The organism is Pleomorphomonas diazotrophica, assembly GCF_002844595.1.
GTDB lineage: Bacteria > Pseudomonadota > Alphaproteobacteria > Rhizobiales > Pleomorphomonadaceae > Pleomorphomonas > Pleomorphomonas diazotrophica.
Window position 1 is genome coordinate 297,003 of the sequence record NZ_PJNW01000005.1, and the last position, 14,064, is coordinate 311,066.

The following is a 14,064-nucleotide window of genomic DNA, read 5'->3' on the forward strand; positions in this document are numbered from 1 at the left end:
GATGCAAACCGAAGCGCTTCTCCGCAGCCCCGACATTGTGGTCGAGCCAACGCTGACGGTTGAAAGGCTGAAGGCCTATTACACCACCAAGGCCTTCGGCATCGATCGCGACATCCGCGCCGTCGACGACATCAGCCTCACCGTCGCCAAGGGGGAGGTCTATGGGGTGGCCGGCGAATCCTCTTCCGGCAAGACGTCGCTGATCAAGACCATCGTCGGCGCCATCCGGCCGCCGTTGCACGTGGTCGGCGGCACGGTCCGCTTCAACTTCGGCGGACAGACCTACGACATCTACGATCTGAAGCCCGACGAACTGCAAGCCATCCGCTGGCGGCACCTGTCCTACATCATGCAAGGGTCGATGAACGTGCTGAACCCGGTCCGCCGGATCAAGCACTCCTTCTACGACTTCGCCTTTCCTCATATGGGTCTCGGCCGCGCCACCTTCTGGGACCGGGTGCGCGACCACCTCAGGAAGCTCGATCTCGATCCGGGCGTGCTCGACAGCTACCCGCATCAACTGTCGGGTGGCATGCGCCAGCGAACCACCATCGCGCTCGCCACCGTCTGCACGCCGGAGTTCATCGTCGCCGACGAGCCGACGACGGCACTCGACGTCATCGTCCAGCGCGACGTTCTCACCATGCTGCGCGACATCCAGCGCGACCTCGGCTCGTCCTTCCTGTTCGTGACGCATGACATGAGCGTGCACGCAACGGTGTCCGACCGGGTCGGCATCGTCTATGCCGGCCGCCTCGTGGAGGAGGCGGATACGCCGACGCTGTTCCGTAGCGCCCGCCATCCCTACACGCAGCATCTGGTCGCCTCGCTACCGAAGATCGGCGACACCACGCGGCGGGCCTCCCTGTCCGGCCGGCCGCCGAGCCTCGCCGATCCGCCCCCCGGCTGCCGATTTCATCCGCGCTGCCCGCTGGCCATGGATGTCTGCTCGAAGGAAGTGCCTCCCCTCGTCAGCATCGCACCGCGCCATCGCGTCGCGTGCTTTGCCGTTACCGGAGCACCGTCATGAGTCTCCTCCTCGACATCGATCATGTCGGCAAGACGTTCACGCAGGGCGGACTGCTGTCTCGCCGCTCGATCGAGGCGGTGAAGGACATCTCGCTGCAGATCGAGGCCGAGCGACCGGAGATCCTGTCGGTGGTGGGAGAATCCGGTTCCGGCAAATCGACGTTGGCTGCCATGGTGCTCGGCCAGCAACTGCCGACGCGAGGCCGCGTGCTGTTCGACGGCGTCGACGTCGCAAGCATCCGCAGCGGGGCCGATCGCCGCGCCTTCATGGCCAAGGTGCAGCCGGTGCTGCAAAACCCATTCGAGGCCTTCAATCCGCTGAAGCGCGTCGATCGCTACCTGTTCGCCACCGCCGCGAACTTCATGGCGGCCACCGGCAAGCCGACACGACAGGAGATCGAGGCACGCGTCGACCGGGCGCTGGTGGAGGTGGGGCTCACGCTGGCCGAAGTTCGCGGCCGATTCCCGCACGAACTCTCCGGTGGCCAGTTGCAGCGCACGGCCATTGCACGGGCGTTGATCCCCGATCCGCGCCTGCTGGTGGCTGACGAGCCGGTGTCGATGGTCGACGCCTCGCTCAGGATGTCGATCGTCAACCTGTTCAGCTCGCTACGCGACCGGCTGGGGCTGTCGATCATCTACATCACCCACGACCTCGCTACGGCCTACTACATCTCCGACCGCATCATCATCATGAAAAAGGGCGAGGTGGTCGAGCGAGGCAATGCGCGGGAGGTGCTGGACAACCCGCAGCATCCCTACTCGATCGCCCTGAAGAATGCCGTGCTGACACCCGACTTCGCCTGAGGGCGGGATCAGCTCCCCCTCGACAGATCCCGATTGCTGCTCAAAGAAAACAGGCGGACGCCGAGGCGCCCGCCTGCTGCTCGATGATCGCGGTTCGGGAAGGGAGGTCCTGAACCTGGGGGAAGGTCAGTCCTTGAGCGCGAAGTTATCGAGCTTGGCGGCGTTGTCCTTGGTGATCAGCACGCAATCCATGGAGATCTTCTCGGGCTGGCCGGTCTTGCCTTCCTTGAGATACTTGTCGGCCAGCTCGACGGCATACTGGGCCTGACGGAAGGCCGGCTGCAGGCCGGTCGCATGGATCTTGCCGGCGAGGATGGCGTCGCGCACGTCGTTGGAGCCGTCGAAGCCGGCAACCAGCACGTCCTTGCGGCCGGCGGCCTCGAGAGCGGCCATGGCGCCCATGGCCATGGTGTCGTTGCCGGAGATCACGCCCTGGATATCGGGGTTGGCCTGAAGGATCGATTCCATCTTGGAGAAGGCCTCGGTCTGGCTCCAGTTGGCGCTCTGCTGGGCGACCATCTTCATGTCGGGATACTGGTCGATCACGTCATGGAAGCCCTTGGAGCGAACTCCGGCGTTGGTGTCGGATTCCTTGCCGACTAGCTCGACGAAGTTGCCCTTCTCGCCCATCGCTTCGACGAAGCTCTCGGCCACCAGGGTAGCGCCCTGATAGTTGTTGGAAACGATCTGGGCGACGGCGATGCCCGTGGCGTTGATCTCGCGGTCGATCAGGAAGGACGGCACGCCGGCGTCCTTGGCCTTCTGCACGGCGGCGACGGTGGCGTCGGCGCCCGCGTTGTCGAGGATGATCGCGGCGGCCTTCTGGGCGATGGCCGAATCGATCAGGTCGTTCTGCTTGTTGGCGTCGTCGTCATGGCTGTAGATCGCCGCCTCGTAGCCGAGTTCCTTGGCCTTGGCCTGGGCACCCACCGCTTCCTGCTTGAAGAAGGGGTTGTCATGGCTCGGGGTGATGATGACGATCAGCTTGCCATCGGCGGCAAGAGCAGAGGCGGTGAGTGCGATGCCGGCCAGAAGGCCGAGGGAAACCGTCCTCAGAGTATTGCGAAGCGACATGTCTTTCTCCTCCACTAAAATCCGCTGCACACCTCTCAGCGGGACGCGGTTCACGCCGGGTGACGACGGCCGCGGTTGACGCCGGACGGGGTTTCGGCCGGCGCCGAATCTCAGTTCAGCTTTCAGCCAAGCCGGGCGTTGCGGGCGATGCGGCGCTGCATCTGGTCGAGAATGACCGCGCCGACGATGACGACGCCTTTGATGACCATCTGCCAGAACTCGGAAACGCCCATCATCACCAAGCCGTCGGAGAGCACGCCGATGACGAAGGCGCCGACGATGGTGCCGCCGATGGTGCCGCGGCCACCGGATAGCGAGGTGCCGCCGAGCACCGCCGCCGCGATGGCGTTCATCTCGAAAGTCTCACCGGACGCCGGATGCGACGCGACGAGTTGCGAGGCGACAACGAGGCCGGCGATGGCCGCGCAAAAGCCGGAGACCATGTAGACGGCGAGCTTGACGCGGTTGACGTTGACGCCGCTCAGCGTCGCGGCGCGCTCGTTGCCGCCGACAGCGTAGATCTGCCGGCCGAAGGGCGTCTTGGTGGCGACATAGGCGGCGATCCCGGCGACCACCAGCAACAGCCAGATCGACAGGGGAATGCCGAGGATAGTGCCCGAGCCGAGCGTCGGGAAGCCCTGGTTGCCGAACTCCGGCTTGCCGATCAGGTTCGGGAAGGTGGAACCGCCCGACATCAAGAGCGCCGTGCCGCGAGCAACGTAGAGCATGCCCAGCGTGGCGATGAAGGGCGCCACCTGCATGCGGGTGATCAAGAGGCCGTTGACGAGGCCGACGAAGGTGCCGACCAAGAGCGCGATGCCGATCACTTCCCAGACGTTAGGGTAGATCACCACGCCGAACATCTCGAGCGGAATGCCGTAGAGCACCAGGGCGCCGGCCACCATGCCGACCAGGCCGACGATGGCGCCAACCGACAGATCGATGCCGCCGGTCAGGATGACGAAGGTCATGCCGATGGCCAGGAAGGCGTTGATGGCCACGTGCTTGGATACGATCACCGCGTTGGCGACCGTAACGAAATTCGGCGCCATCAGGCTGAAGAAGACGACGACGGCGATCAGCGCGATGAAGGTCCTGAGCTTCAGGAGCAGAAGAAGCAGCGTCGACTGTCCCCTGGGCGCTTCGGCCGCCGGTGTTGCAACGGTGTTGGTCATGGTCACTGATCCTGAGCCGGGTGGTCGTGGGCAGACACGGGGGCGGGGGTGGCGTGTCCCTTGGTGGAAGCGCGGACGATGATCTCGTCGGTCGCCTCGTGATCGGGCAGGTCGGCGGTGATCCGCCCCTGCGACATCACCAGCACGCGGTCGGACACGGCATGCACTTCCTTGAGGTCGGAGGTGGCGAACACCACGGCGAGGCCCTGATCGGCGAGCTCGCGCATGGTGCGGAACACTTCCTCCTTGGCGCCGATGTCGATGCCACGGGTGGGTTCGTCGAGGAGGAGCACTCTCGGTTCGGTCATCAGGCTCTTGCCGATCACCACCTTCTGCTGATTGCCGCCCGACAGCGAGGTGATGGGCGTATCCGGCGACGGCGCCTTGATGCGCAGCGAGCGGAACAGGGCGTCGATCGCCTTGTTTTCCGAGCCGTTCTGCACGGTGAAGAACTTCGTGACCTTGGCGAGGCTGGCGAGCGACAGGTTCTTGCCGACCGTCAGGTTCTGCACGAGGCCGTCGCGCTGGCGATCTTCCGGCACCAGGAACAGTCCGGCGGAGATGCGCTTGGCGACCGGCAGATGGTCTATCCCCTGATTGCCGATGGTGACCAAGCCGCGCGCGTCGGCCCTGAGGCCGAACAGGCTCTCGAACAGTTCCGAGCGGCCGGCGCCGAGAAGGCCGTAGATGCCGACGATCTCGCCGGCCCGGAAATCGACGCTGACGTCGTCGACGAGGTAACCGCCGCCGACGCGCGGCAGCTTGAGATTACGGACCGACAGCACGGGCTCGCCGACCTTCACCTCGCGCTGCTGACGCTTGGCGAACTCCGAGGTGCCGAGCATCTGGCGGATGATCCAGGGGATGGTCGCCTCGCCCTTGGGAGCGCTCGCCTGGAAATGGCCGTCGCGCAGCACGGTGAAATAGTCGCCGATGCGGATGAGCTCCTCGAGGCGGTGCGAGATGTAGATGATGGCGACGCCGGATTTCTTCAGCTCGGCGATGACGCGGAACAGCACCTCCACTTCGGACGCCGACAGCGCCGACGTCGGCTCGTCCATGATCAGCACCTTGACGTCGTCGGCCAGCGCCTTGGCGATCTCGACGATCTGCTGTTCGCCGATCCGGAGGTCATCGACCAACGTGTCCGGGTCGATGTCATGTTCGAGGCGGGCCAGCAACTCCTTCGCCCGCTGGCGCTGGCGCGGCATGTCGATATGTACGCCGCCCCTCGTCATGTCGCGGCCGAGGAAAATGTTCTCGGTGACCGTGAGGTTGGGGCAGAGATTGAGCTCCTGGAAGACGATGCCGATGCCTTTTTGGGCCGCGTCGAGCACTGAGGAAAACTGCACCTCCTCACCACCCATCAGGATGCGGCCGGACGTCGCCTGATCGACGCCGGCCAGGATGCGCATCAGCGTCGATTTGCCGGCGCCATTCTCACCGATCAGCACATTGACCGAGCGTTCGTAGACGTCGAAGTCGACGTTCTCCAGGGCAATGGTGCCGGGGAAGATGCGCGTCATCTTCTCGGCGCGCAGGATCACCGCCGGCGCTTCGGCTCGTTCCAGCGCGCTCATTGGGTGCCTCCGGGGCCGATCAAAACCGGGGTCAGGAGGATCTTGTCGGTGGCCGAGTTGAGCGAGAAGGTGCCGGAATAGGCAATCGTCTGGCCGGGGGCCAGCGCGTCGACGGCCGTCTTGATTTCGGCGACGACGCGACCGTTGAAGGCGCGGCCGACCTCGGCGAACTCGAGCTGATTGGTGAAGTTCTGGAAGTTGATGAAGGGCATGGCGTCGCGCAGCGAGTTGCCCTTGATCACCGGCCCGATCTGGATGGTCACGGGAACCGGCCCCTTCGGCGTCGTCACGTCGATCAGCACGGTGCCGGCGCGCGAGGTCGTGTTCTTCTCCTTGACCACCGCCGTGCCCTTGACGACGAAGCTCCAGGGACTGCCCTCCTCGGCAGGGCGGTGACCGAACTCGGGGCCGGCCTTGTCGAGACCAGCCTCAATGGCGGCGATCACCGTCTCGATCGGATAAGCCTTGTCGCGAACCACCGGGACAACGTCGGTGCCCCAAAGCTTGGCCACATAGTCCGTGCCATTGAACTTCTGCTGAGCCGCCTCGGTCTCGCTCTGGATTGGCAGGATCTTGCAGCCAGCCACGGCCATGGCCAGCAGCCCGGCAACGACGAGACGCCTCGAAAGCCTTGCGCCGGCTTCGCCTCCAAACTCGACGAATGACTGTCCATTGGCCGCGCCAGCAAAAGGCCAGCGCGACTGGGCATGATCTGGCATGCTCGTCCTCCCTGAGGTCCTGAGGTTCCTCGCCCGGACCTTATGTTTCGATTATTTTCGTTTTTTATCGTTTGTCAACGGATCATTCGTGTCCCACAGTCGGCATGTGAGGCATCAAAGCCGCTACGTCCATGTTTTCGGGCGTTTTTCCTCATTTCGCTGGTGAAAAAGAGGCTTTGGTCGCGCATCTGACCTATCCGGCGCGATAGGTCGATTTGCGATCCTCATATGTTAGACGAAAGTCGATAGTATTCGAAAGGTGGCAAGGGATCCGCGACTGCTCGGCTGACGTGAGATAGAGACTGACTCACCCGTCCCATGCCGAAAGAAAGACGATGGCCGCCGGCAATCGCCCTTGAGCGAGACGAAGCTTGCCCGCAGACGGCATCCGGCGATGAAAAGCGGACTTCCTTGGACGCTCAGGTCAGGTCGCGACGATCAGCTCGATACCGCGGCGCTCGAATTCCTTGGCATCGCTGTCGGCGATGCCGTCGTCGGTCACGAAGGAATGGATGACGTCGAGATTGCCGAGCCGCGTGAAGGAGGTGCGGTTGATCTTGGAGGAGTCGGCCACCAGGTAGACGTGGGCGGCCGCCTTGATCATCGCCTCCTTGAGCTGCAGGTCGGCGAAGCTCGGATAAGTGAGGCCGGCGTCGATCGACACACCGGCGGTGGCGAGAAACAGCTTCGAGGCAAAGATGTTGCGGAAATACTCGACCGACTTGTCGCCGCTGAGCGACAGGGTCGGCGCCTTGAACTGACCGCCCGGCATGTGCACGGCATAACCGGGAATGGCGCCGAGAATAATGGCTATATTCAGCGCGTTGGTGATCACGGTGAGATTTTCCCGAGTCGTCAGGCGCTGAGCGATCTCGGTGGTCGTGGAGCCGGCATCGAGAATGATGGTCTCGTTGTTCTTGACCAGCGACGCCGCCTTGGCGCCAATCTTCCGCTTGCGGTCCATGTTCTCGATGTGCTGCAGCGACATGGTACCCACCTGCTGCTGCACCGTCTTGAGATAGGCGCCGCCATGTTCGCGCAGAATGTAACCGTCCTGTTCGAGCCGCTCCAGATCCTGGCGAATGGTGGCCTCCGATACCTTGAAGGCCTGTGACAGCTCGCGCACACGGGCGCTGCCCTCTTCCTGGAGCCATTCGAGAATCTTCATGCGCCGCGGCTCAGCCAGCAGCCCGGTGAAAGCGGGGGTTTCCGCCGCGGAAGTCCCACGCCTGCCGGCCGGACCCGAGTCGGCTCCGCTACCATTCGATGATTCTGTCGCCATGGAGACCTTCGCTTTCTTGCGATCCTTATAGCTCCGATTTTTGGCCGACGGCCACGTCTTTTTGCCGACGCAAGCCAAAGGAAGCCTTCCAACCCCCGATCTTTAGCGACTCACGGCAAAAACCCTATTGACAAAATGCACCCTCAAAAACATCATCAAACGAAAGAAAGCGATAAAAATCGAAAATCTCGTTCATGTCGGCAGGAAATCCGGTCGACGGGAGGATGGAATGGCGGACAAGTTCAAGCGCGAAGTGACCCTCGGCCTGGTGGTCGGCAGCCGGCAGTTCTTCAATGGCGCACCCTGCATCAAGGCGCGCAACGACCTTGAGGCGCAGGCGGCCCGCCTCGGCATCCGCACGCTGATGCCGCCGGTGGACGCCACCGTGAATGGAGCCGTGCAGTCGCGCGACGACGCCAAGCTCTATGGCCGTTTCTTTGCCGCCCACAAGGAAGAAATCGACGGCCTCGTCATCTCGCTCGCCAACTTCGGCGATGAGATCGCCATCATCGAGATGGTGATGGCCGCCAATCTCGGCGTGCCGATCCTCCTGCAGGCCTGCAACGACGAGTTCGACAAAGTCGACGTGAAGAGCCGCCGCGACGCCTTCTGCGGCAAGATCTCGGTCGCCAACAATTTCTATAACTACGGCGTCCCGTTCACCGAGACCACCAGCCATACCTCGGACCTCGACGGTGAGGAATTCGGTGCCGATCTCGACGCCTTTTCCCGGGTCTGCCGCACGGTGCGCGGCCTCAGCCATGCGCGCATCGGTGCCATCGGCGCCCGCACCGCTCCCTTCCAGACCATGCGCTATTCGGAGAAGCTTCTCCAGGCGATGGGCGTCACCGTGGTGCCGGTCGACCTCTCCGAAATCATCGGGCGCGCCAAGGCGCTCGACGACAATGCCGCCAGCGTCAAGGAGAAGCTGGCGGCCATCGGCGGTTACGGCAAGATCGACGCCCATATCCGGCCGGAACAGGTGCTGAAGCAGGCCAAGTGGGGCATCGCCATCGACGAATGGATGGGGGAGACCGACTGTGACGCCTCGGCGATCCAGTGCTGGCGGTCGCTGCAGGACAACTACGGCTGCGCCACCTGCCTTTCCATGAGCATGATGGGCGAGAAGCTGATGCCGAGCGCCTGCGAGGTGGACGTGCTCGGCACGCTGTCCATGTACGCGCTGACGCTGGCCGCCGGCCAGCCAGCCGCCATTCTCGACTGGAACAACAACTACGGCTACGACCCGGACAAGTGCGTCGGCACCCACTGCGGCAACTATCCGAAGAGCTTCTTCGGCGACACGCCCAACATCGGCGAGCTCGACGTGCTCGGCGAGACCATCGGCCGCGACAAGTGCTTCGGCGCCGTCAAGGGCAAGGTGAAGGCGGGGCCGATGAGCTTCCTGCGCTTCTCCTCCGACGACCTCAACGCCACCATCAAGGCCTATGTCGGCGACGGCCAGTTCACCGATGATCCCTACGGCATGGACGGCGGCATCGCAGTGATCCAGGTCAAGAAACTGCGCCAGCTTCTGAAGGTCGTGACGCAGAACGGCTTCGAGCATCACGTCGCCATGGTGCGCGGCCAGGTGGCCGGCATCGTCGAGGAAGCGGTCAGCCGCTACCTCAAGCTGCCCATCTACCACCACAACGGCGAGGCCGTGCCGACGCTCGGTCTCAAGGCTTTCTGTTGACGGCCCGCCGGCCGCAACCCGGAGAACATGAAATGTCCCTTTCAACCGCCCCGGCGCCGGCTCCCGGCGCCGACAGGATCGACATGGTCCGTGCCAGGGCGCTGAGCATCCGCCGCAGCGCCTTCACAATGGTCCACGAGGCCCAGCTCGGCCATCCCGGCGGCGATTTCTCGGCGGCCGACATTCTGGCGACGCTCTATTTCGGCGTCATGCGCTACGACCCCAAAGAGCCGCGTCACCCCGATCGCGACCGCTTCATCATGAGCAAGGGCCACTGCACCGGCGCCTTCTACTCGGTGCTGGCCCAGGCCGGCTTCTTTCCCGAGACCCAGCTCAAGACCTACATGCAGCCGCTGTCCATGCTGAACGGCCACCCCAATCGCAATTATTTGCCGGGCATCGAGACCAACACCGGGCCGCTTGGCCACGGCCTGCCTGTCGCCGTCGGCATTGCCATCGCCGGCAAGCTGTCGGCCAGAACCTATCGCACCTTCGTGCTGACCGGCGACGGCGAGTTGCAGGAGGGCTCCAACTGGGAGGCTGCCATGGCGGCCGGTCACCATAGGCTCAACCGCCTGACGGTGATTGTCGACCGAAACCGCCTGCAACAGGGCGCCCGCACCGAGGAGACCAACAGCCTCGATCCACTCGACGACAAATGGCGGGCCTTCGGCTTCCACGTCGAGATGATCGACGGCCACGACCACGGCGCCTTGCTCGACGTGCTCGGAGCCGATCCCGCCGGCCGCGACAAGCCGCTCTGCGTGATCGCCAACACCATCAAGGGCAAGGGCGTGTCCTTCATGGAAGACAATGTCTCCTGGCACCACGGCGTTCCCACCGACGAACAGTTCGCCCAGGCGATGAAGGAGCTTATCTGATGTCGGCCGCCACCAAATCCGTCGAGGGACTTTACGACTGTCGCGACGCCTTCGCCAAGACACTCGAGGCGCTGGCCGAGGCCGACGACCGGGTGGTCGCCGTGGTCAACGACAGCGTCGGTTCCTCGAAGCTCGGCGGTTTCAAGAAGCGCTGGCCCGAGCGCCTCGTCAACGTCGGCATCGCCGAACAGAACATGGTCGGCGTCGGCGCCGGTCTTGCCAATGGCGGCCGCATTCCCTTCGTCTCCTGCGCCTCCTGCTTCCTGACCGGACGGGCGCTCGAACAGGTGAAGGCCGACGTCGCCTACTCCAACACCAACGTCAAGCTGTGCGGCCAGTCGCCCGGCATTGGCTATGGCGAACTTGGCCCGACCCATCACTCGATCGAGGATCTCGCCTGGCTGAGGCCGCTCGCCAACCTCATAACCATCGTGCCTTCCGACCCTTGGGAAACAGCCGAGGCCGTCCGCTTCGCCGCTGCCTATGAAGGGCCAGTGTTCATCCGCGTCAGCCGCTATCCGGTGCCTGCGCTTCAGCACCGGATCGAGCGCATCGAGCCGGGAAAGGCCGAGGTGATGCGGGACGGCGATGATGTCGCCATCCTCGCCAACGGCGTCATGCTGCACAAGGCGCTTCGCGCGGCCGAGAAGCTGGCCGAAGACGGCGTGTCGGCACGCGTCGTCAACATGGCCTGGATGAACCCCCTCGATATCGAGACGATCGTCGATGCCGCTGCCACCGGCGCGATCGTCACCGTCGAGGAGGCCAGCGTGCGCGGCGGCCTCGGTGGAGCCGTGGCCGAGACGCTTGCCCTTCGTCGGCCTGTGCCGATGGAAATGCTGGGCTTCCCCGGCTTCGTGCCGACGGGTACGGTCGATTTCCTGTTCGATCATTTCGGGTTGACCGCCGCCGGCATCGCCGCCGCCGCGCGAAAGGCGATCAGCCGCAAGGGGCGATGATGGACAACACGCTCGTCCTGGCCATCGACCAGGGGACAACCAACACCAAGGCTCTGCTCGTTGACCGGTCAGGAGCGGTGATCGCCTCCGCCTCCCGGCCGATGACCGTCGACTATCCGCAACCCGGCTGGGCCGAACAATCGGCCGACGCCATTTGGACGGCGGTGAGGGCGGTAGTCGACGAACTGGCTGCCCATCCAAGGGCACCTGACATCGCGGCACTGGCCGTTTCCAACCAACGCGAGTCTATCGTCGTCTGGGATGCCGCCACGGGCAAGCCACTCGCTCCCTGCGTGATCTGGCAGTGTCGGCGCACCGCGGCGGTCTGTGAGGCGCTGATCGCCGCAGGACATGGCGACCTCGTCGAATCCCGCACCGGCCTCGGCATCAATCCGCTGTTTCCAGCGAGCAAGATCGCCTGGCTCCTCGATCGCATTCCCGACGGGCGTGCGAGGGCCGCCGCCGGCGCCATCCGTGCCGGCACCATCGACAGCTGGCTCCTTTGGAACTTCACAGGCGGTGTAGTGCACGCCACCGATCACTCCAACGCCAGCCGAACCCAGCTCTTCGATACCGAGACACTTGCCTGGAGCGACGACCTCTGCGACCTGTTCGGCGTGCCCAAGGCAATGCTGGCCGAGGTCAAATCGTCGGACAGTCGTTTCGGCGCAACGGTCGCCGATGTCACCGCCCTCCCGGCGGGCATCCCCGTGCATGGCATGATCGGCGACTCGCATGCCGCCCTGTTCGGTCACGGCGTGCGAAAGCCCGGCACCGTCAAGGCAACTTACGGCACCGGCACGTCGCTGATGTCATTGGTTCCGAAGCGTGTCCGCTCGCGGCACGGGCTCTCCGGAACCATCGCCTGGAGCCTCGGCGACCAGGTATGGCATGCTCTCGAGGGCAATATTTCGGTATCCGGCCAGACGGTTGCCTTCATGGCCTCGCTGCTTGGTCTCAAGGATGCCGGCGCTCTGGCCGATCTTGCAATGACGGTCCCCTCGAGCAATGGCGTTACCTTCATACCGGCACTGGTCGGTCTCGGCGCGCCGCATTGGCGCAACGACGTGCGCGGCGAGATCTCCGGGCTCACGCTCGGCACAGAGCCGGCGCATCTGGCACGCGCTGCCGTCGAGGCAGTGGCCTTTCAGGTGGCCGACGTATTCGCGGCCATGGAAGCGGATATCGGCACCCCGCTTTCGGGCCTGTCGGTCGACGGCGGCGCCTCGCGCAACGACTTCCTGATGCAGTTTCAGGCCGACATCCTCGGCCGCCCGCTCAATCGCGGCAAGTTCCCCGAAGTCAGCGCCCTCGGTGCCGCCTCGGTGGCTTTCCATGGACTCGGGCTCGCCATGACCGGCGGCGGCGAAGGGCAGACGCGCTTCGTGCCGACCATGCCGGACGAGACACGCGAGGCGCATCTCGCTGGCTGGCGCAAGGCGATGGTTCATCTTTTGGCCTGACGATTAGCGGAACCAAGCGTCAACAAGGCGGCGGAGCGAACCTGACGGGACGCTCCGCCGCTTTTTTCTTGCCCATCCCTCCCAGATCAGCCACCCGAAGCGGGCTTCGGTCCTCATCTTTTAGTCTAGCCTCCGGCGTTCCCTTCTTCCGCCCTTCCCTGCCTTGCCGACGGGGCGACGCGCATGAAATCCAGCAATGCCAAGCAGATGGCTGCGCAGCCGTTTCTCAATGCATCTGCTAGCGATCGCGCCTTGAGAAAATGTTTTCTCATATTGACTTCACCTAAGAGAAAAGGTTTTCTCACCCTCAACCAAGCGGGAGGGAAAACTGAACACCATCGGCGGCAAGCGTGGACGGCTCACCATCCACACCGTGGCAGCGCTGGCCGGCGTGTCGATCTCGACCGCTTCCAAGGCGCTCAACGGCAGCGGCCGGATGAGCGAGGAGACGCGGGAGCGGGTGAAGAAGGTGGCGCAGGAGGTCGGCTTTCGGCCGAACGCCTTGGCGCGGGGGCTGATTACCAAACGCAGCTTCACCATCGGCCTTCTGACCAACGATACCTACGGCCGTTTCACCCTGCCGGTGATGGCCGGCATTTCGGAGGAACTGGTCGGACACGGCGTGTCGGTGTTCCTGTGCGCCATCGAGGACGACCCGGAGCGGGCGCGCGTCCACGTCGACGCCATGCTCGACAAGAGTGTCGACGGCATCATTGCTTCCGGCAAGCGCCTCGACAGGCAACTGCCGGTGGATCTGTCCGGCCTCTCGGTGCCGGTCGTCTACGCCTTTACCAAAGGGCCGGTCGATGGAGTGACGCTGCGCTCCGATGATGAGCAAGGGGCTAGGTTGGCGACCCGGTGCCTGATGGACGCCGGCTGCCGCCGGATTGTTCACGTGACCGGGCCCAAGACCTTCCAGTCGGTGCGCGAGCGCGCGGACGCTTATCGCACCGCGATCGACGGGCCGCCGGAAGTGCTGCACGGCGTCTGGTCGGAAGCCTGGGGGCTCGAGGCGGTGGCGCAGCTCTGGGACCGTGGCGGCGACAAGCCGGACGGCATCTTCTGCGGCAACGATCAGATCGCCCGCGGCGTGGTCGATGGTCTTCGCGAGCGCGGCATCCGGGTGCCGGACGACGTGGCCGTGGTCGGGTTCGACAACTGGGACATCGTGGCGGCGCAGACGCGGCCGCCGCTGACGACGGTGGACATGAACCTCAAGACGCTTGGCCGGGAAGCCGGGCGACTGGTGCTGGCGATGTCGGAGGGGCGCGAGGTGCAGCCCGGCATTCGCAAGCTGCCCTGCTCGCTGGTGCTGCGCCAGTCGTGCCGAGGCCTGGAGCCGCCGGCCTGACAGCCGAAATTGTCGCGGGAAGAGGAACCCGCTTAGGAGGAGAGAGCA

At 64.4% G+C, this 14,064-nt stretch carries 12 protein-coding genes; 7 read left to right on the top strand and 5 right to left on the bottom strand.

The annotated features are described in order from the left end of the window. Position 1: 1 nt before the first annotated feature. A complete protein-coding gene (locus tag CXZ10_RS09510) occupies positions 2-1,030 on the top strand; it encodes an ABC transporter ATP-binding protein (RefSeq protein ID WP_101288900.1) in 1,029 nt (342 codons plus the stop codon). After that, positions 1,027-1,836 (top strand): ABC transporter ATP-binding protein, encoded by an 810-nt coding sequence (locus tag CXZ10_RS09515; protein WP_101288901.1) that lies wholly within the window; start codon positions 1,027-1,029, stop codon positions 1,834-1,836. The genes CXZ10_RS09510 and CXZ10_RS09515 overlap by 4 nt, the downstream gene beginning before the upstream one ends. A 126-nt stretch (positions 1,837-1,962) precedes the next feature. On the opposite strand, the gene CXZ10_RS09520 is transcribed toward CXZ10_RS09515, so the two are convergent. The 5 genes from CXZ10_RS09520 to CXZ10_RS09540 form a co-directional block, all read right to left on the bottom strand. After that, positions 1,963-2,910, bottom strand: coding sequence for a D-ribose ABC transporter substrate-binding protein (locus tag CXZ10_RS09520; protein ID WP_101288902.1), 948 nt, complete (start codon positions 2,908-2,910; stop codon positions 1,963-1,965). 122 nt (positions 2,911-3,032) lie between these two features. Continuing rightward, positions 3,033-4,085, bottom strand: coding sequence for an ABC transporter permease (locus CXZ10_RS09525; protein WP_101288903.1), 1,053 nt, complete (start codon positions 4,083-4,085; stop codon positions 3,033-3,035). A gap of 2 nt (positions 4,086-4,087) precedes the next feature. Continuing rightward, complete coding sequence (locus CXZ10_RS09530) at positions 4,088-5,665, bottom strand: sugar ABC transporter ATP-binding protein (RefSeq protein WP_101288904.1); 1,578 nt, start codon at positions 5,663-5,665, stop codon at positions 4,088-4,090. Then, positions 5,662-6,384: a DUF2291 family protein gene (locus CXZ10_RS09535; RefSeq protein WP_101288905.1), complete on the bottom strand. Its 723-nt coding sequence runs from the start codon at positions 6,382-6,384 to the stop codon at positions 5,662-5,664. The genes CXZ10_RS09530 and CXZ10_RS09535 overlap by 4 nt, the downstream gene beginning before the upstream one ends. A gap of 424 nt (positions 6,385-6,808) precedes the next feature. Then, entirely contained in the window at positions 6,809-7,552 is a 744-nt protein-coding gene (locus CXZ10_RS09540; RefSeq protein ID WP_244617262.1) for a DeoR/GlpR family DNA-binding transcription regulator, read from the bottom strand. Positions 7,553-7,895: 343 nt separating this feature from the next. On the opposite strand from CXZ10_RS09540, the gene CXZ10_RS09545 reads away from it, so the two are divergent. From CXZ10_RS09545 to CXZ10_RS09565, 5 genes are all read left to right on the top strand, one after another. After that, positions 7,896-9,362, top strand: coding sequence for an L-fucose/L-arabinose isomerase family protein (locus CXZ10_RS09545; protein WP_101288906.1), 1,467 nt, complete (start codon positions 7,896-7,898; stop codon positions 9,360-9,362). A gap of 32 nt (positions 9,363-9,394) precedes the next feature. Further along, entirely contained in the window at positions 9,395-10,243 is an 849-nt protein-coding gene (locus tag CXZ10_RS09550; protein WP_101288907.1) for a transketolase, read from the top strand. Next, a complete protein-coding gene (locus CXZ10_RS09555) occupies positions 10,243-11,202 on the top strand; it encodes a transketolase family protein (protein WP_101288908.1) in 960 nt (319 codons plus the stop codon). The genes CXZ10_RS09550 and CXZ10_RS09555 overlap by 1 nt, the downstream gene beginning before the upstream one ends. Beyond that, positions 11,199-12,665, top strand: a complete 1,467-nt coding sequence (locus tag CXZ10_RS09560) for an FGGY family carbohydrate kinase (RefSeq protein ID WP_245412975.1) — start codon at positions 11,199-11,201, stop codon at positions 12,663-12,665. Before CXZ10_RS09555 ends, CXZ10_RS09560 begins: the two co-directional genes overlap by 4 nt. 328 nt (positions 12,666-12,993) lie before the next feature. Beyond that, on the top strand, positions 12,994-14,016 hold the full coding sequence (locus CXZ10_RS09565; protein WP_101288910.1) for a LacI family DNA-binding transcriptional regulator: 1,023 nt from the start codon (positions 12,994-12,996) through the stop codon (positions 14,014-14,016). Positions 14,017-14,064: the final 48 nt, after the last annotated feature.

Bases quoted from the DNA above. Each gene is read 5' to 3' on its own strand.
- CXZ10_RS09515 (WP_101288901.1), top strand. From the start codon at position 1,027: ATGAGTCTCCTCCTCGACATCGATCATGTCGGCAAGACGTTCACGCAG.
- CXZ10_RS09510 (WP_101288900.1), top strand. From the start codon at position 2: ATGCAAACCGAAGCGCTTCTCCGCAGCCCCGACATTGTGGTCGAGCCA.
- CXZ10_RS09560 (WP_245412975.1), top strand. From the start codon at position 11,199: ATGATGGACAACACGCTCGTCCTGGCCATCGACCAGGGGACAACCAAC.
- CXZ10_RS09535 (WP_101288905.1), bottom strand. From the start codon at position 6,384: ATGCCAGATCATGCCCAGTCGCGCTGGCCTTTTGCTGGCGCGGCCAAT.
- CXZ10_RS09545 (WP_101288906.1), top strand. From the start codon at position 7,896: ATGGCGGACAAGTTCAAGCGCGAAGTGACCCTCGGCCTGGTGGTCGGC.
- CXZ10_RS09520 (WP_101288902.1), bottom strand. From the start codon at position 2,910: ATGTCGCTTCGCAATACTCTGAGGACGGTTTCCCTCGGCCTTCTGGCC.
- CXZ10_RS09525 (WP_101288903.1), bottom strand. From the start codon at position 4,085: ATGACCAACACCGTTGCAACACCGGCGGCCGAAGCGCCCAGGGGACAG.
- CXZ10_RS09550 (WP_101288907.1), top strand. From the start codon at position 9,395: ATGTCCCTTTCAACCGCCCCGGCGCCGGCTCCCGGCGCCGACAGGATC.
- CXZ10_RS09530 (WP_101288904.1), bottom strand. From the start codon at position 5,665: ATGAGCGCGCTGGAACGAGCCGAAGCGCCGGCGGTGATCCTGCGCGCC.
- CXZ10_RS09540 (WP_244617262.1), bottom strand. From the start codon at position 7,552: ATGAAGATTCTCGAATGGCTCCAGGAAGAGGGCAGCGCCCGTGTGCGC.
- CXZ10_RS09555 (WP_101288908.1), top strand. From the start codon at position 10,243: ATGTCGGCCGCCACCAAATCCGTCGAGGGACTTTACGACTGTCGCGAC.